This is a genomic window from Pseudomonas sp. WS 5412, assembly GCF_012985615.1.
GTDB classification, from domain to species: Bacteria; Pseudomonadota; Gammaproteobacteria; order Pseudomonadales; family Pseudomonadaceae; genus Aquipseudomonas; species Aquipseudomonas shahriarae.
Window position 1 is genome coordinate 83,974 of record NZ_JAARMB010000022.1, and the last position, 17,581, is coordinate 101,554.

The 17,581-nt window shown below is 63.6% G+C and carries 16 protein-coding genes and 2 pseudogenes; 4 read left to right on the forward strand and 14 right to left on the reverse strand.

Features of this window, described 5'->3' with window-relative positions:
• Window positions 1-393: 393 nt before the first annotated feature.
• Window positions 394-1,272, reverse strand: coding sequence for a LysR family transcriptional regulator (locus HBR94_RS23815; RefSeq protein WP_057439722.1), 879 nt, complete (start codon window positions 1,270-1,272; stop codon window positions 394-396).
• A 132-nt stretch (window positions 1,273-1,404) separates the two neighbouring features.
• Here HBR94_RS23815 and ampC point away from each other — a divergent pair, with 132 nt between their 5' ends.
• Complete coding sequence (gene ampC / locus HBR94_RS23820) at window positions 1,405-2,547, forward strand: class C beta-lactamase (RefSeq protein ID WP_170045654.1); 1,143 nt, start codon at window positions 1,405-1,407, stop codon at window positions 2,545-2,547.
• A gap of 263 nt (window positions 2,548-2,810) precedes the next feature.
• Here ampC and HBR94_RS23825 read toward each other — a convergent pair whose 3' ends face one another.
• The 7 genes from HBR94_RS23825 to norR all read right to left on the reverse strand — a co-directional run bounded on the left by HBR94_RS23825 (window position 2,811) and on the right by norR (window position 9,383).
• Window positions 2,811-3,278: an SCP2 sterol-binding domain-containing protein gene (locus HBR94_RS23825; RefSeq protein WP_057439724.1), complete on the reverse strand. Its 468-nt coding sequence runs from the start codon at window positions 3,276-3,278 to the stop codon at window positions 2,811-2,813.
• Window positions 3,272-4,162 carry a U32 family peptidase gene (locus tag HBR94_RS23830; RefSeq protein WP_170045655.1) on the reverse strand — a complete coding sequence of 297 codons (891 nt, stop codon included), beginning with the start codon at window positions 4,160-4,162 and terminating at the stop codon, window positions 3,272-3,274. The genes HBR94_RS23825 and HBR94_RS23830 overlap by 7 nt, the downstream gene beginning before the upstream one ends.
• Before the next feature lie 10 nt (window positions 4,163-4,172).
• Window positions 4,173-5,168 (reverse strand): peptidase U32 family protein, encoded by a 996-nt coding sequence (locus HBR94_RS23835; protein ID WP_057959567.1) that lies wholly within the window; start codon window positions 5,166-5,168, stop codon window positions 4,173-4,175.
• Window positions 5,169-5,233: 65 nt separating this feature from the next.
• On the reverse strand, window positions 5,234-6,469 hold the full coding sequence (gene glp, locus HBR94_RS23840) for a gephyrin-like molybdotransferase Glp (protein ID WP_057439726.1): 1,236 nt from the start codon (window positions 6,467-6,469) through the stop codon (window positions 5,234-5,236).
• Window positions 6,466-7,020 (reverse strand): molybdenum cofactor biosynthesis protein B, encoded by a 555-nt coding sequence (moaB, locus tag HBR94_RS23845; protein WP_170045656.1) that lies wholly within the window; start codon window positions 7,018-7,020, stop codon window positions 6,466-6,468. The genes glp and moaB overlap by 4 nt, the downstream gene beginning before the upstream one ends.
• Window positions 7,021-7,112: 92 nt before the next feature.
• Window positions 7,113-7,760, reverse strand: coding sequence for a pyridoxamine 5'-phosphate oxidase (gene pdxH / locus HBR94_RS23850; protein WP_057439727.1), 648 nt, complete (start codon window positions 7,758-7,760; stop codon window positions 7,113-7,115).
• Window positions 7,761-7,859: 99 nt separating this feature from the next.
• Entirely contained in the window at window positions 7,860-9,383 is a 1,524-nt protein-coding gene (gene norR, locus HBR94_RS23855; protein ID WP_170045657.1) for a nitric oxide reductase transcriptional regulator NorR, read from the reverse strand.
• Between the two features lie 190 nt (window positions 9,384-9,573).
• Between norR and HBR94_RS23860 the strand changes: the two are divergent.
• Window positions 9,574-10,011: pseudogene (locus HBR94_RS23860) on the forward strand (hemerythrin domain-containing protein); the annotation flags it as partial.
• A gap of 40 nt (window positions 10,012-10,051) precedes the next feature.
• Here HBR94_RS23860 and HBR94_RS23865 read toward each other — a convergent pair.
• Together HBR94_RS23865 and HBR94_RS23870 are read right to left on the reverse strand one after the other, a co-directional pair.
• Window positions 10,052-10,483 (reverse strand): hypothetical protein, encoded by a 432-nt coding sequence (locus tag HBR94_RS23865; RefSeq protein WP_057439729.1) that lies wholly within the window; start codon window positions 10,481-10,483, stop codon window positions 10,052-10,054.
• 10 nt (window positions 10,484-10,493) lie between these two features.
• A complete protein-coding gene (locus HBR94_RS23870; protein WP_170045658.1) occupies window positions 10,494-11,681 on the reverse strand; it encodes an NnrS family protein in 1,188 nt (395 codons plus the stop codon).
• Between the two features lie 513 nt (window positions 11,682-12,194).
• Here HBR94_RS23870 and HBR94_RS23875 point away from each other — a divergent pair.
• Window positions 12,195-12,914, forward strand: a complete 720-nt coding sequence (locus HBR94_RS23875) for a Crp/Fnr family transcriptional regulator (protein ID WP_057444811.1) — start codon at window positions 12,195-12,197, stop codon at window positions 12,912-12,914.
• A complete protein-coding gene (locus HBR94_RS23880) occupies window positions 12,911-13,111 on the forward strand; it encodes a hypothetical protein (protein WP_057439731.1) in 201 nt (66 codons plus the stop codon). The genes HBR94_RS23875 and HBR94_RS23880 overlap by 4 nt, the downstream gene beginning before the upstream one ends.
• Here HBR94_RS23880 and HBR94_RS23885 read toward each other — a convergent pair.
• From HBR94_RS23885 to HBR94_RS28480, 4 genes and pseudogenes are all read right to left on the reverse strand, one after another.
• Window positions 13,105-14,946, reverse strand: coding sequence for a VWA domain-containing protein (locus HBR94_RS23885; RefSeq protein ID WP_115128082.1), 1,842 nt, complete (start codon window positions 14,944-14,946; stop codon window positions 13,105-13,107). The genes HBR94_RS23880 and HBR94_RS23885 overlap by 7 nt on opposite strands.
• Window positions 14,947-15,018: 72 nt before the next feature.
• Complete coding sequence (locus HBR94_RS23890; protein ID WP_057959561.1) at window positions 15,019-16,440, reverse strand: cbb3-type cytochrome c oxidase subunit I; 1,422 nt, start codon at window positions 16,438-16,440, stop codon at window positions 15,019-15,021.
• 3 nt (window positions 16,441-16,443) lie between these two features.
• On the reverse strand, window positions 16,444-16,884 hold the full coding sequence (locus HBR94_RS23895) for a cytochrome c (protein ID WP_057439734.1): 441 nt from the start codon (window positions 16,882-16,884) through the stop codon (window positions 16,444-16,446).
• Between the two features lie 487 nt (window positions 16,885-17,371).
• Window positions 17,372-17,581 (reverse strand): annotated as a pseudogene (locus tag HBR94_RS28480) (hypothetical protein); the annotation flags it as partial.

The window sequence follows — 17,581 nt, forward strand, 5'->3', positions numbered from 1 at the left end:
CAAGCCCGCTCCCACAGGGGACTTTTGCCGGACACACATTTGCGCCGCATCGCAAATCAAATGTGGGAGCTGGCTTGCCTGCGATGGCGGTATACCAGCCACCAAAAATAGCGCCTGAACCACCGCCATCGCGGGCAAGCCCGCTCCCACAGGGGACTTTTGCCGGACACACATTTGCGTCGCATCACAATTCAAATGTGGGAGCTGGCTTGCCTGCGATGGCGGTATACCAGCCACCAAAAATAGCGCCTGAACCACCGCCATCGCGGGCAAGCCCGCTCCCATAGGGGACTTTTGCCGGACACACATTTGCGTCGCATCGCAATTCAAATGTGGGAGCTGGCTTGCCTGCGATGGCGTCCGAGAAGCCACCGACACCAGCAAGCCAGGCGCCTACAGGCCCTTCACCTGCTCCAACAGCCATTGCTTGAATGCCAGCATCGCCGGGGTTTCGGCGCGTGACTGCAGGCGCGTCAGCCAGTAGCTGCCGGTGCTGATGCCTACATCGAAGGGCTGGCGGATCACGTCCTGGGCCAATTGCCGCGAGAACATCATCGCCGGCGCCAGCGCCACGCCACTGCCCTGCAACGCCGCTTCCATCATCGCCAGGGACGAATCGAACACGATACTGCGCGGCACCAGGGTGTCGGCGGGCAAGCCTGCGGCCTGGAACCAGAGGTTCCATTCATCCGCCCGGTAAGAGCGCAGCAATGTGTGCTTCAACACATCGTCCGGGCCTTGCAACTGGCGGGCAATCGCCGGCACGCACAACACCGTCAGCGGCGCCTCCAGCAACTCACAGGCATGGGTGCCATGCCAGGCGCCAGCGCCGAAGCGGATCGCGTAATCCAGGCCCTCGGCCGCCACGTCCACGCGGTTGTTATGGGTCGACAACCGCAGATCGATAAACGGGCAGCGCGCCTGGAAATCCGCCAGGCGCGGTAGCAGCCAGCCCACCGCAAACGTGCCCACCGCCCCCACCGTGAGCACCTCACGGTAATGCCCGGCCTGGAACTGGCCGAGGGTCTGGGCGATACGGTCAAAGGACTCGCGCAGCACCGGCAGCAGCGTCTCGCCCTCGCGGGTGAGCATCAGGCCACGGGGCAGGCGCTTGAACAGGATGACGTTGAGTTGTACCTCCAGGCTCTTGACCTGATGGCTGACCGCCGCCTGGGTCACGCACAGCTCGATGGCCGCCCGGGTAAAGCTCAAATGCCGGGCGGAGGCTTCGAAAGCACGCAATGCATTAAGGGGTAAATGGGAACGCAGCATGGTCTAAGGCCAAATTTTTCTAATGACTGGGGCGAGATATCATCGGTTGTCCGGGGCCGGCAAACTGCCTATCTTGGCGGCGCCTGCGCAGGCAGTGATTAACCCGACCCTCCTCAAGGAAGCGACCACATCATGTACCAACATGTGCGCAACGTCACGATTCTCAGCCTATTGCTCGGTGCCGGCAACTGCATGGCCGCTGCCGACCTGCGTCAGGTGGTAGACGCCACCGTCAAGCCGCTGATGCAGCAGCAGGCAATTCCCGGCCTGGCGGTCGCCATCGTGCAAGATGGCAAGGCCCGATACTTTAACTACGGTATTGCCACCAAAGACAACCAGCAACCCGTCAGCGAGAACACCCTGTTCGAGATCGGCTCGGTGAGCAAGACCTTCACCGCCACCCTGGCCGGCTATGCCCAGGCCACTGGCAAGCTGCAGCTCGCGGAGCCGGCCAGCCACTACCTGCCAGCCTTGCGCGGCAGCCTGTTCGATCACATCAGCGTGCTCAACCTGGGCACCTACACCGCTGGCGGGCTGCCGTTGCAGTTCCCCAGCGGGGCGGACAATGCACAGCAAATGATCGGCTACTTCCAGCACTGGAAAGCCACTTTTCCCCCTGGCACCCACCGCCAGTACTCCAACCCCAGCCTGGGCCTGTTCGGCTACCTGGCGGCGCAGAGCCTTCAGCAACCGTTCGATGTGGCCATGGAAAAGACCCTGTTGCCCAAGCTCGGCCTCCAGCACACCTATCTCACAGTGCCCAAGGCGCAAATGGGTCTGTATGCCCAGGGCTACGACAAGGCCGGCAAGCCGTTGCGTGTCAGCCCGGGGGCGCTGGACAGCGAAGCCTACGGGGTGAAGACCAGCCCGGCGGACCTGGCCCGCTACATGGCGCTGAACATGGACCCGACGCCGTTGGAACAACCGCTGCAACAGGCCATCGCCGCCACCCATACCGGCTATTACACCGTGGGCAACACCACCCAGGGCCTGGGATGGGAGATGTACCCTTACCCGCTGAGTGTTGACGAACTGCTCGCCGGTAATTCGACGCCCATGGCCATGGAGCCGCACCCGGTCACCTGGCTGAAACCCGCCCAGCAGCTGCGCGCCAACACCCTGGTAAATAAAACCGGCTCGACCGGCGGCTTTGGCGCCTATATCGCTTATGTGCCGAGCAGAGGCATCGGCGTAGTGATCCTGGCGAACAAGAACTACCCCAATGCCGAACGGGTGAAAGCGGCCCATGCGATCCTGCAGGCCATGGAGCAATAGCCCAGCTTTTTTGAACCCGGCATGTTCCCAATGTGGGAGTGGGCTTGCCCTAAAGCCGGTCAGTTAAGCGAACGCAATGCTCAAAGCAGTGAAAATCAAATGTGGGAGCGGGCTTGCTCGCGAAAGCAGTGGGTCAGTCAACATCAATGTTTGCTGGGCCGACGTCTTCGCGAGCAAGCCCGCTCCCACAGGGGGTCTGCGCTTAACTGAACGGCATTAGGATTTGCCCACTCCCACAGGGCAGCCTCTGCGCCAGCGCTATCTCACGCCGCCAGGCCTTTACCGGCCCGCTCCAGATTGCGCCACAACCAGGGCGGCAGCACATCCGGGTCGAGGCTGTCGATCAGGTTCTTCAGGCCCAGCCCCAACTCCGTATCCCCTTCGATCACCAACCGCCGACGAAAGAACAAGGTGTCCGGATCTTCCTGACGGCTGGCCAATAACAGGAACTCGCGCCAGTTGCCGCTGATGGTCACCTGCGCCTCGGCCTTTTCGGCAATGCGCAGTCCGTCCCGGCCCAGGGTCAGATACCAGCGCAAGCCCAGGTCGGGAATGCGCAGGCACATCCAGCGCCCACGCAGCAGTTCAAAACCGCCATCGCGCAAAGGTTCGGCCAGGCAGCGATTCAGCGCCTGTTGCAACGCCAGGCGCTGCACCACAAAGGGCACCTTGCGCATCAGCGGCAGTAAGCGGTCGGCGCCCTTGAGCAGCCATTGTTTGCGATTCAGCACAGCCCCACCTCCTCGACCCGCAACATCCCGGCCTGGCCGTGCCAGTAGCCATTGCAACCTTCGACAAACAACGGCGGCGTGGCCCCCTGGCGGACCCGGTCAAAGGCTTCGACGATGCCCACCATGCCCAGGGCCCGTGGGCTCAGGCGCAGCAGGTCGGCGCCGCAACTGACCAGCCCGGGATAGTCGGCCAACAGGTTGGTGACATCCGCCGACATGGTCTGGATGCCATTTAACGTAAACAGCGCCTGCCCTTCCTGGCTGGTCAAGGCCATGCCATCCGGGTAGTTGAGGCAGCAGAACTGGCAGTCATCCTTGGGCCGGTTTTCCGCCCGCGCCGTAAAGCAGCGCGCCGAATAGGCCAGGGGCAGATGCCCATAGGCGAACACTTCGACTTCAGGCAACGGCCGGCCCAGTTCACGCACCTGCTCCAGCACATCGCCAATCAGTGCGGCCGAACATTCTACCGGCGGCACCCAGCGCATCATCCCCGCATCCAGCAATTGCACGAGAGCGTGGCCGTTATACAGATTCAGCGCCGGGCCGCCGACAAAGGGCAGTTTACGTTCGGCGAGCAGCTGCACGGCGCCCATGTCATTGGCCTCCACCAACACCTCGCCGTTGTCACACAGGCGACGCAGGCTCGACAGCTCCGACGCGGCCTCGATCAGGGTCAGGCTCGACAGCACGATTTGCGCGTTGCCCGCCGAGCGCAATTCGCGGCCCAGGCCCAACCATTGATCGAGGTTGAACGCGCGGCGTTTGGAGCACACGGTTTCCCCCAGGTAGATCACATCCAGCGCCAGGCTGGCCATCTCGGAGTAGAACTGCCCCAGTTGTTGCTTATCCCAGTAAAACAGCACCGGTCCCAGGCTGAGTTTCATGTACGGCTCCTCATTGCCACGAACGATGGTAGGCGCCCAGGGTGGTCTGGCTGCCTTCGGATAGACCGGCCAGCACACTGCGCCACTGGTCCTTGACCACAAAGCGTTCCGGCGCGCTGCGGTGGGCGTCCAGCGCGGCGCGCCAGACCCCGGTGACTTGCTCGACATACGCCGGGCTGCGCTGGCGGCCTTCGATTTTTACCGCTGCGACGCCCATGGCGATCAACTCGGGGATCAGGTCCAGGGTGTCGAGGCTGGTGGGTTCTTCGAGGGCATGGAAGCGCTTGCCATCGACCATGAAGCGGCCCTTGCACAGGGTCGGGTAGCCTGCCGGCTCGTCCGGGGTGTAGCGGTCGATCAGCACTTCGCTCAGGCGCGCACTCAGGCCGTCGGCGTCTTCACTCCAGCGCACCGCCTTGGCCGGTGAGCACACGCCACACAGGTTCGGCGATTCGCCAGTGATGTACGAAGACAGGTGGCAACGGCCCTCGGCCATGATGCACAGGCTGCCAAAGCCAAACACCTCAATCGGCACCGAGCTGCTGGCGGCCACATGCTTGACCTGGGCCAGGGACAACACCCGGGGCAATACCGCACGACGGATACCGTAGCGCTCGGCGTAGAACTGCAACGCCGCCGCATGGGTAGCCGAGCCCTGTACGGAAAGGTGCAAGGCCATTTGCGGATGGCGGCTGCTGGCGTACTGCAGCACCCCCGGATCACCTGCGATCAGGGCATCCACGCCATGGTCGGCAGCGCGGTCCACCGCCCGTTGCCAGCGCTCCCAGCCCTTGGGCTGCGGGTAGGTATTGACGGCCACATACAGCTTGCGCTGGTGCTGGCGGATATGGGCGACGGCACCGTCGAACTGCTTGTCGTCCATATTCAGCCCGGCAAAATGCCGGGCGTTGGTGTCATCGCGAAACCCCACGTACACCGCATCGGCACCTTGGCGCACGGCGGCTTTAAGCGCAGGCAGATTGCCTGCCGGGCAGACCAGTTGCATGGTTGATCCTCATCAGAAAATTCATCACCAACACCGCCCCCCACAGTGATTTCCATCAAAGGGGGTTACTGCATCAGTTCGGCAAAAGACACGAACCGCACCAGCCCGCCCTTCTCCACTAGCTGATCACGCTCCACAATCGCCAGGCCATCGGCCCAGCATGCGGCGCTGAGCATCGCCGAGCTTTGCCGGGGGTGCAGCGTGACCCGCGCCTGGCCGTCGAGACCCGGGGTCAGGCGTGCGCGCAGGTATTGGCGACGGCGGTTGCGCTGGGCCCAGATAAAATCGGCCGGCACCAGCAGCGGCACCGACGTGACCTCGGTCACACCCTGGGCGCGCAACAGAAACGGACGCACCACCACCAACGCGGTAATCAGTGCGGCCGAAGGGTTGCCGGGCAAACCGATCCACGGTTTGCCGGCTACATCGCCAAACGCCAGGGGCTTGCCCGGCTGAATCGCCAGGCGCCAGAAATCAACGTGGCCCAGTTCCTTGATGGCTTGCTTGAGGTGATCTTCCTCGCCCACCGACACTCCGCCGGAGGTCAGCAGCAGGTCGCATTCCGAGGACGCCAGGCTCAATGCATCGCGGCTGACGGCCAATTCGTCGGCCATCACCCCATAGTCATGCACCTCCACGCCCCAGCCTTGCAGCAACGCCGCCAGGCAGTGGCGATTGCTGTTGTAGATCTGCCCTGGAGCCAGGTGATCGCCCGGCTCGCGCAGTTCATCACCACTGCTCAACAGGCACACCCGCAACGGTCGATAGACTTTGACCTGGGCCAGTCCGGCGGCCGCCAGCAGGCCCAGTTCCTGGGCGCGCAGGCGCTTGCCGGCCGGCAGCAGCAAGGCGCCCTGGGTCACTTCTTCGCCTTGCTTGCGCACATGCTCACCCGTGCGCATCGGCGGGCACCAGATGCGTTGGCCATAGACCCGGCAACGCTCCTGGGGCACCACGGTGTCGGCCCCGGCCGGCAAGGGTGCGCCGGTAAAAATGCGCATGGTCTGCCCGCTGCCCAACGCCGTCGCGGCCTCCTCGCCAGCGGCAATCCGCCCGGCCAGGCGCAGGTAACCGCCCTCGGCCGGCAGGTCGGCGGCGCGCAAGGCGTAGCCGTCCATGGCGCTGTTGTCCCAGGCCGGCAGGTTTACCGGGGAAAAGATGTCGCCGGCCAACACCCGGCCCAGGGCCTGGGCGGTTTTCACCTGCTGCGTGGACGGCGGTGGCGGTGCCTGGGCCAACAGGCGTTCGATGGCCTCATCCACCGGAATCAGTTCGCCGCTTTCACACACCGATATAGTCATGGCCGCGCCTCACAAGGTTCCAGCACTTGCGCGGCCTGGGGCTTGAGGTGCGGGGCGAAGTTACAGGGCCCGGTGCGGCTGTCCAGTTGCCCCAGGAGGATCTTGTCCCAGCCGGTGCGACAGGCACCGGGCGAACCGGGCATGCAGCACACCAGCACGCCATTGCTCATGCCGGCCAGGGCGCGCGATTGCAGGGTCGACATGCCAATCTCTTGCAGGGACACCTGGCGGAACAGTTCGCCAAAGCCTTCGACATGCTTGTCCAGCAGCGGCAATACCGCTTGCGGGGTGTTGTCCCGCGCGGTAAAGCCGGTGCCGCCGGTGGTGAGGATCACTTGCACCTGGGGGTCGGCGATCCATTGCGAAATCTGTGCGCGGATCTGGTAGATATCGTCCACCACCAAGGCCCGGTCAATCAGCGCGTGACCGGCGGCTTGCACACGGTCGCACAGGGTTTGCCCCGAGGTGTCGCTGTCAAAACTGCGCGTATCGCTGATGGTCAGTACGGCGATATTCAGTGAGACGAAATTGCGTTGAGTCAGATGTGCCATGGTGAAAATCCCGGAATAAATGAGCAATGGCGCCAGCCTGCACCGCAAAGGCCGGCGGGCCTATTCCTCCGAGGAGGTACCTCTAGGCGAATTCAGGGGGCCAGGCGGCTGCGCTGCCAGGTGCCGTCGTGCAGGCGGTAATCGAGGCGGTCGTGCAGGCGATCGGCGCGGCCCTGCCAGAACTCCACACGCTCGGGTTGCAGGCAATAACCGCCCCACTCCGCCGGGCGCGGCGGTGGTTGCCCGGCAAAGCGTTGGGTGGCATCGCGCAGACGGCCTTCCAGCTCGGCGCGATGGGCCAGGGGCTGGCTTTGCGGCGACGCCCAGGCGCCGACCTGGCTGGCCAGGGGCCGTGAGTTGAAGTACTCATCGGACAGCTGCGGCGCCAAACGCACGACTGTGCCTTCGATGCGCACCTGGCGCTCCAGGCCCGGCCAGAAAAAGGTCATGGCCGCGCTGGGATTGCTCGCCAGCTCCTGGCCCTTGGCGCTCTGGTAGTGGCCGAAAAAGGTGAAGCCTTCAGCGCTGAAGCCCTTGAGCAAGAGGATCCGGCAATGGGCACGGCCCTGGGCATCGACGGTGGCCAGGGCCATGCTGTTGGCCTCCACCGGCGCCACTTCAGTCTTGCGCGCCTGCTCCAGCCACTGGCCGAACAATACGAGGGGATCGTCCTGTACCAGGTCATCCCGCAAACCGTACAGGGTGTAGTTGCGGCGCATCTGCGCCAGGGAAAGGGGCATGGGGCGAACCTCCGGTCAATTCGCCACAGTCTGATCAGCCGCCGCCCTGCGCACCTTGATCGCGATCAACTGCGCGCTGCGGCATGGCGTCACAGGCCGTTACTTGAGCCCCAGGCGCCGCGCCAGTTTGTGCAGGTTGCTGGAGTCCAGGCCAAGCATGCGCGCAGCGCTGGCCCAGTTATCGCCGGACAGGCTCAACGCCTGGCGCACCTTCTGGCGCTGGCAGTCGTCCACCGCATCGCTCAAGCTCTGGAACGCCGGCGCCGGCGCCGGCACTTCAGGCACAGGGGCCTGGGCCAAGGTGGCGCTGTCGAGATCCAGCAGCTCAGCTTCCAGGGTCATGATCTGGTTGCGATTGCCGCCCCGGCTCAATTGCTTCAGGGCGGCGCGGCTGATCACGTGTTCCAGCTCGCGGACATTGCCCGGCCAGGCATAACCGAGCAGGGTCTGCTCGGCCGCCGGAGACAGACGCAAACCGCGCAGGCCCAGGCGCGCCCGGTTGAGCTCCAGGAAATGCCCGGCCAGCAACAGCACATCGTGGCCACGCTCGCGCAGCGCCGGGATCGGTACCGGGTACACCGACAGTCGGTGGTACAGATCGGCGCGAAACAAGCCTTGGCGAATGCTCTCGGGCAGGTGGCGGTTGGTCGCGGCGATAATCCGTACATCCACATGCAACGGCTTGTCGGCACCCAGGCGCTGGATCTCGCCGTTCTGCAAGGTGCGAAGCAGTTTGGCCTGCACACTCAACGGCAACTCGCCCACTTCATCGAGGAACAGCGTGCCGCCGTTGGCCGCATCAAAACGCCCGGCGCGGTCGCTGGTGGCGCCGGAGAACGCACCTTTGACATGCCCGAACAACTCGCTCTCGGCCAACGACTCCGGCAACGCCGCGCAGTTGACCTGGATCAGCGGCTTTTTGCTGCGCCGCGACAGGCGATGCAGGCGGCGCGCAAACAACTCCTTGCCCACCCCGGTTTCGCCGAGCAGCAGCACCGGCAGGTCCGAATCGGCGAGCACATCCAGCTCGTTGAGCAGTTGATGCAGCACCGGGCTCTGGCCGAGGATTTCGCCATCTTCGACGCTGGGCAAACCCGCCAGCGGCTCATTGCGCGACAGGCGCAGGCTGCGGTTTTCCTGCTCCAGGCGTGTGACCCGCACCGCGGCCTCGATCTGCAAGGTGCAGCGCTTGAGTTGCTCGCGGGCATTGGCGTCGAAGGTCCCGGCATGCAGCGCGTCCAGGGTGATCGCGCCCCAGGGCCGGCCTTCGACGAACAGGCTCACGCCCATGCAGTCATGCACCGGCAGCGGTTCGCCGACCTGGGTATCGAGTAACCCGTCATACGGGTCCGGCAGGCGGCTGTCGGGTTCGAACCAGGTCGGCTCGCGGGACGCCATGATCGCCGCCAGCCGCGGGTGCTGGGCAATCACAAAGCGCCGGCCAAGGGCCTCATGCACTAGCCCCACCGTGGCCACCGGGCGCAGGCTGTCGTCGCCGTCCAGGCGCAACAGGCCCACGGCGCCGCTATGGAAATATTCACGCAGGGTCTGCACCAGGCGTTGCAGGCGCACAGCATTGGGCAGTTCGACAATCAGATCGGCCGACAGACTTTCACGCAACATGGTCATTACTACCCTTGTATGGTCGGTTCTACCGTGCAGCATCAGGGTGTTCCTGACCACTACAAAAAATTAATCGCGTTTTTTCAATGACTTGCCGGTGGCACAAGGCATGCAATCACCGGCTTATCTGTTCACTTGATGAGGAAACCCGATGAACGCCATCGCCCCGGACAGCCTGCCCCAGGCGCAATTGATCGAGCATTTGCTGCAGCGTTACCACGCCCGCCACCGCGAACAACTGCCGGAACTGATCCGCCTGGCCAGCCGCGTCGAGCAGGTCCACGGCCATCACCTGGCCTGCCCCAATGGCCTGGCCGACTTGTTGCGGGATATCGAGCAGGAACTGGAGGGCCATATGCTCAAGGAGGAACAGGTGCTGTTCCCGATGCTGCAAATGGGCATGGGCCCCCAGGCCGCGCCGCCGATCCAGGTCATGCGCTATGAGCATGAACAACACGGCCAGGCCCTAGAGCAGTTGCTGGCGCTGACCCATCGCATCCAGCCGCCCGCTGACGCGTGCAATACCTGGCGCACCCTGTATCAAGGGCTGGAAGCGTTTCATGCAGACTTGCTGGAGCATATTCATCTGGAAAATGACGTGTTGTTTGTTCGTGCGCTAACAGCCTGAACCCTCTCCATAGGAGCGAGCTTGCTCGCGCCTACAGGACTCAGCGCAGCATCAGCTTGGCCAGGATCACGATCAGCACCATATGCCCAAGGATGCTGCGGCGAATCCATACCGCCCGCAATGGGCTCAGGCGCTTTTGCGTCAGCCAGTACGCGAGCAACAGGTAATGCCCGATGATGCTCAGCGCCAATACGATCTTCAGGCTCAACATCGCCGAAAAATGACTGGCCCAGGGCGCGCCCAGCACGCCGCGGTAATGCCAGGCCAGGCCGATGCCCGCGCCATACAACAGCACCACCACCCCATGCAGCACCTGCCGCGAACGCCGGGCAATGGCTTGCTCGCTGGTGAACTGCGCCGACCAGGCCAACTCTTCGCGGGCCCGGTGCCAGATGAAAACCTCGAAGAACAGCGTGCCGATAAAGGCGATGGCCGCCAACAGATGCACAATCAATAACCACGAATAGAGCATTGCCGTTCTCCTAGCCCGGATGACCGTCAACCCGCGCACGCCACAGCATTGGGGCATAGCGCCATAGATACAGGCCCAGGCCCAGGGTCCAGCACAGGCCCGCCAGCCACAGCGCGGCATACGGCCAGATCAGCACCAGCAGCACCCGGCTCAGGCAGGCCAGGTTCAACAGCGCGAAAGCCAGGGTCATGCCCTTGGGCGGCGTCAGTGGCCGGCCGGTATGACCGAGGCTGACCCGCGCGATCATCGCCAGGATCAACCCGCCCATTGCCCCGACCGTCAGCGCATGCACCGCCAGGCTCGGGCTCAGTGGCACGCCCACGTGCCACAGCGCCATACCCAGGCAGGCCACGGCCAGCCAGGCATAGGCCAGGTGCAGCGACCACAGCAGCGGCACGCGCCACAAGCCTGGGTCGTGCCAGCGCACCAGGCGCAGCAGATGACCGAGCCCCAGCAGGGCAAACAACAGGCCGACCCAAAGTCTAGGTATCAGCGCCACGCCGCTGGCATACAGCAGCGCCACCAGCGCCGAGCCTGCCAACAGCAGGTAATCCAGCCACGGCCAGGGCTTCACTGCTTCAGTGCGCCCCAGGCCTCGCTGGGTGAAGAACGGAATCACCCGCCCGCCGATCAAGCCCATCATCGCCGCCACCAGCCACAACCCGGTCAACACCGCCTGGCGCTGCCAGCCTTCGTCAGCGCGCAGCAGGCCATACAGGGACAGGCCATCGGCCAGGGCCAACAACAGCAGGACCAGCACAATCGGGTAGTTGCGTTGTTGCCGCACTTTCCACAGGGTCCAGCCCATCAGCCCGGCGACCGCCAGGGGAAAGCTCAGCTCCAGCACCGCCAGCAGCGGCCACGGCAGGTTGAACAGCCAGGCCAGGCGTGCGGCCAGCCATACCCCGGCCAGCACCGCCAGGGGCATGCCGCTGATGCCGGGCCGGCCGGTCCAGGTCTGCACCGCCGTCAGCAGGAACCCGCCGATGATTGCCAGGGCGAAACCGAACAGCAGCTCATGGCGATGCCACGCCAGCCAACCGCCCGCCGGCTGCCAGCCCGCATTGCCGGCCAGGGCCAGCAGCCACAGGGGAATCGCCAGCAGCGCCAACAGGCAGCCACCGAGGAAAAATGGCCGGAAAGCCAGGCGAAACAACGGGGTAATCGACATAGCCTTGCGTCGATCCAGCACTTGCATACCACCACTCCTCAAGTCATTGCCGGCCCGATCATCCGGGATTGCCCGCCCCTGGCCCTTGTCGCAGATCAAGCGGGGTCCAGAGGCGGCGCACTATCCTTGGGGCCGTCGCGCAATCAGTGTTGCAAGGGCCGGGCCGAATTCCCCGGTGCGCCGCCCCACCGCTGTGGGAGCTGGCTTGCCTGGGATGCAAACACCTCGGTCTGGCGGTTACACCGTAGCGATGCCATCGCAGGCAAGCCAGCTCCCACAGGGGGGCGGTGTTGTATATGAGGGTTTAAATAACCATTAGAGGGTTAAAAGAACCCTTATAGGCCAGGTCATTTTGACCCTCAAGGCGCTACAGCCCAGGTTTTACACGGCCCGTGCCTTGGCCCAGCTCTTGCTCTACTCGGTTATCCCTTATTACCGCCCCCACGGAGTCACCATGAAAAAAGTCATCCAGCCCCTCGCCTGGTTCGTGATCCTCGGTTCGATGATGGCGGCGGCCAGCGGCCTGTCGTTGTGGCTTGTATGATCCCGTCCCTGAGCTGTTCCAAGGATGCACCCCGGGTTTTGCACCGCGTGCATCATCAGATCCTGCGCAGCCATCACCTGTTCGAGCCGCTCAACGAAGAGCAGATGGATGAGTTGATGGCCAGCAGTCAACTGCTGAGTGTCGACAAGGGCGAGCCGTTGTTCCGCCAGGGCGAACCGGCCGATGCGTTTTACTTCGTGATTGCCGGCGCGGTGAAGGTCTACCGCCTGACCCCGGACGGCCAGGAAAAAGTCTTTGAGGTGATCGGCGAGCGACAGACCTTCGCCGAGGCGATGATGCTGATGGACACCCCCAACTACGTGGCCTGCGCCGAAGCGGTGTGCCCCACGCAGTTGTATCGCCTGTCCAACGCCACCTATATGCGCCTGCTCCACAGCAACAGCCGCCTGACCTTCGCCCTGCTGGGCAAGTTGTGTGTGCGCCTGCACCAACGGGTCAACGAGATCGAGACCCTGTCGCTGAAAAACGCCACCCACCGGGTGGTGCGCTACCTGATGACGCAATTGGTGCGCCTGCACAGCGTCGACAGTTCGTTCGAACTGCCCATGGCCAAGCAGTTGATCGCCGGGCACCTGTCGATCCAACCGGAGACGTTTTCGCGGATCATTCGCCGCTTGATCGACGAAAAAATCATCACCCAGGACGGGCGCCAGATCGCCATTCTTGACCGCCTGCGCCTGGAGCAATTCGAATGAACGCCGTGCGGGTCTGCCTGTATTGCCAACATGCCAACCCGCCGACGCAGACGGCCTGCGAACGCTGCGCCATGCCCCTGCCCGCCTCCACCGCACACCTTGAGGCGCGGCGGCTCAGGCGCTTCCAATGGTTCTGCCTGGGGCTGGCCGTGTTCTGCATCGTGATGTTTTTCTGGCTGCCCCGGGACTTCTACTGATCTTCGGTCAACTGCCGGTAGAGCTGCGGCAAACGTAACGGCAGTTGCTCCGGCTGACGGATCAGGGTGTAGCCGTGGGCACCGAACATGTACGGCAGGTAATCCCCGGCCTGTTTGTCGATGGTGATGCAGAACGGCACCAGGCCCTGGCGCCGCGCTTCCATCACGGCCTGGCGGGTGTCCTCCACGCCATAGCGCCCCTCATACAAGTCCAGGTCGTTGGGCTTGCCATCGGTCACAATCAACAGCAGTTTGCGCCGTTGCTTGCAGGCCCCCAGGGTCTGGGTGGCGTGGCGGATGGCTGCGCCCATGCGCGTGTAATAACCCGGTTTCAGGCCCTGGATGCAGCCACGGGTATGGTCGTCGTAGGGTTGCTGGAATGACTTGAGCTGCTGCAGGCGCACCTGCTGGCGACGCAAAGACGAGAAGCCATACAAGGCAAACGCATCGCCCAGGCCCGCCAGGCTTTCGCCAAACAGCAACAGGCTGTCGCGGATCACGTCGATGACCTTTTGCGTATCGTTCAAATGGGCATCGGTGGACATCGACAAATCGGCCAGCAGCAAACAGGCCAGGTCCCGCCGGGTGCGGCGCTGCTCCTTGAACAGGCCACGTTCGGCGCACGCTCCGTGTTGGCGTTCGACATGGAAGTCCAACCACGCCTGCAGGTCCAGCTCTGCGCCCTGGGGCTGTTGGCGCAGCCATTGGCGGTCGGTGCGCAGTAGCTGGAACTGGCGGCGCAAGCGCGCGGCCTGGGGCAACAGGCGCGCCGGCAACGGCTGGGGCGCACTGTCCCGGGGTTGCATCAGTTGCAGGTTGACGAAATTCGCTTGCAGGCACTGTTGGCGGTAGTCCCACTCGGGCAGTTTGATGCCTTCGCCCAGGGGGATATCGTCGACGTCGGCCGGGGGCAGATCCAGGTGCAGCTTGAGCCCGCCGCTCTTGCGCACGCGCTGGCGCGACAGGCTCAACTGGTCGAGGTCTTCGGCGACTCGTGCGGCATCTTCGTCCTCGGAATCGTCGGCCCAGCGGTCCAGATCGACATGCTCAGTCCAACTGAACAGGTTTTCCAGGCGCACCACCAACAGGCCGCCGTCGCGGCTGTTGTCGTCGACCCGGTTGGCCTGTTTAGGCGCGCCCTGCTGTTCGCCAGGCCGGGTTGCCAGGTCGTCGCCCTCTTCGTCCTGATCTGCGGCCTGCGGGCTGTGCAGGTGCAAGGGTGGATACAGCCACAGCGGCAACGGCCAGGCGGCACGCTCGCTGCGGGGTAACTGGCGGATGCTGCCGGGTTCGCGCAGGGCCTTGCGCAAGGCTTTTTCTACGGCAGCTTCCGCGGGGTTGAGGGTGGCGGCATCGGGGCGCAATTGCAGGTGGGCGTCCACCAGGCGCTGATAACTGGGGAGCATGGCCGGGTAGCGCTGCAACAGCAGCCAGGTCCAGCGCTGGTTGTCCCGGGCCCAGTGGGTCATCGGCCCGGCGTGCGCGGCCAGCAGCGCCAGCCAGCGGTACAGTTCCAGGTTCAGGGCGGCCGAGGGAAACACCGCCAGGCTTGCCGGCAGGCGCAGGCGATGACCATCGCACGAGGCCAGGGGCGCCTGCCGGCAGGTGCCGGCGATGCGCATCAACAGGTTGCGCCGCAGCAGCAGATCGCGCTCGCTGGCGGCTTCCACGGCTATCCCATGGGCGCCGCCCAGGGCGCGGAACAACAGGGCCAGGCTGCGCTGGCGGTCGACCAGATCGACCCGCGCCTCGGGGAAGTCGGCGCTGGCGCGGCGGGTGATAAAGCGGTGCCAGACACTGCCGACCCACTCTTCCAACTCAAGGGTAAAGGCCATGTGAAGTGCTCCAGACGTAAAACGGCCCGCAGAACCTGCCGGGCCGCCCTCTTGGGGATTGACGTTTACCGGTTAAGCCGTCACGGGAGCGGCAGAGTTCAAGCCCTTGCCCCGCTGCCGGAAGCTCCACAGGTAGCAGAGCAGGCCGAGCAGGAACACCACGCCACTGGCCAGGCGTGCCCAGAACAGCACCGTCAGGTGGTCCATGGTGGCCATGAACGGCAGCGCCACACCGTCCACTTGCCAGCGTTGCAGCCAGACCTGCACGGCACCGGCAGCGGTAAGGAACAGGGTGATCATCACCATCGACAGGACCATCATCCAGAAGCCCCAGATCTCCAGGGTCTGCGAGCGTGCATCCGGTGCTTCACCAATACCGCGCAGGCGGGGCATGGCGTAGCTGATCAGGGTCATGACGATCATCGCGTAGGCACCGAAGAACGCCAGGTGGCCGTGGGCGGCGGTCAGTTGGGTGCCGTGGGTGTAGAAGTTGACCGGTGCCAGGGTGTGCAGGAACCCCCAGACCCCGGCGCCGAAGAACGCCGTGACCGTGGTGCCCTTGGCCCACAACGTGGCTGCCCGGTTCGGGTGCTGGCGGCGACGCTGTTTGACCATGGTGAAGGCAAACATCACCATCGCCAGGAAAGGCAGGGGCTCCAGGGCCGAGAAGATCGAGCCGACCCACAACCACACCTCAGGCGCGCCGATCCAGAAGAAGTGGTGACCGGTGCCAATGATCCCGGTGATCAGGGCCATGGCGATGATCACGTACAGCCATTTTTCCACGACCTCGCGGTCGACGCCGGTGACCTTGATCAGCACAAAGGCGAGCATCGAGCCCATGATCAGCTCCCACACGCCTTCCACCCAAAGATGCACCACCCACCACCAGTAGAACTTGTCCCGCGCCAGGTTGCCCGGGTTGTAAAACGAGAACAGGAAGAACACCGCCAGGCCGATCAGCCCGGTCATCATCACCATGCTCACGGTGGTCTTGCGGCCCTTGAGCAGGGTCATGCCGATGTTGTAGAGAAAGCCCAGGCAGACAACCACGATGCCCATTTTGGTGATGGTCGGCTGTTCCAGGAACTCACGGCCCATGGTCGGCAGCAGTTCGTTATGGGTCAACTTGGCCAGGGCCGCATAGGGCACCAGCAAGTAACCGAGGATGGTCAACACACCGGCGGCGGCAAACACCCAGAACAACAGGATCGCCAGCTTGGGACTGTGCAACTCGCGGTCGGCCTCTTCCGGCACCAGGTAGTAGGCGGCGCCCATAAACCCGAACAGCAGCCAGACAATCAGCAGGTTGGTGTGGACCATGCGGGCCACGTTGAACGGGATCAGCGGGAACAGGAAGTCGCCGATCACGTATTGCAGGCCCATGATCAAACCGAACAGCACCTGGCCCAGGAACAGGATCAGCGCGAATACAAAGTAGGGTTTGGCGACGGCCTGGGATTGGAATTTCAGATATGGATTGACGGTACGCATCCCTCAGCCCTCCTTGTTTGGCGGCCAGCCATTGGTGTTGATCTTCGAGCTCCATTTGAGGAACTCGGCCATATCGTCCACCTCCTGGTCGCTGAGGTTGAATTGCGGCATCGCGCGCCGGCCCGGAACGCCCAAGGGTTGCATCTTCATCCAGGCGTGCAGGAATGGCTTGAACGCTTCATCGCCGCCACGGCGGTTGAACACATTGCCCAATTCCGGCGCAAAGTACGCGCCCTCGCCCAGCAAGGTGTGGCAGCCGACGCAGTTGTTGCGCTCCCAGACGCCCTTGCCGCGGACCACGGATTCGGTGAGTAGCTCCTGATTACTGCGAGAGGGAAAGGTTTGTTCGGTGTGGTAGGTCAGGGCCAGGAATATCAGGAAGAAGAACACGCTTCCTCCGAAGTAGATATTCCTGGCCATGCCCTTGGTGAAGGTCTCTGACATGGTCGCTTCCTCATTGCTTGGCAGGGACCATGATAGGAAGTGAGGGGGTAAAAGCTGCTTGATGGCGATCAAGAAATGCTGATGGTTTTGGTCGGGTATTGGGTGGGGTTGGGGTTGGGTACATATCCGTTGCTGCGGTAACGGCGGCTATTGGTTCCGCTCTTACAGCGGGTCACTTTTGGAAAAGAGCCCCAAAAGTAACCAAAAGGGCTCTTGCCCCACCACTCGGCACCTCGCCCAGGCTCGGTGTGCCCGTCATCCGACATTGATTTGGGGGGCCGCCGCGATGGGCCATCCATGGCCCAGCGCGGCTAACCCGGCGTCCTGCCGGGTTACCCCCCAAATCAATATCGGATGACGGCCAGCGTGGTTTAACGGGGCGCCTAAGATCAAAATCAAAGCAAAGCGAGGCGGCCTGACAGCCGACCTGATCCTCGAGGCGTACGCGGATTCCTGTGGGAGCTGGCTTGCCTGCGATGACGGTGTCTCAGTCGATAAATGTATTGGCTGATACACCGCCATCGCAGGCAAGCCAGCTCCCACAGGGGAATGCAGCTTCGCACCCCGGCTTTGCTGTTGCTCTGCTTTTGATCTGGCTTTTGATCTTGATCTCAGGCGCCCCGTTAAACCACGATGGCCGCAGGCAGGTATTGCGCAGTGGGCACCCCGGCATGGATGCCGGGGTAGCCGCGACACG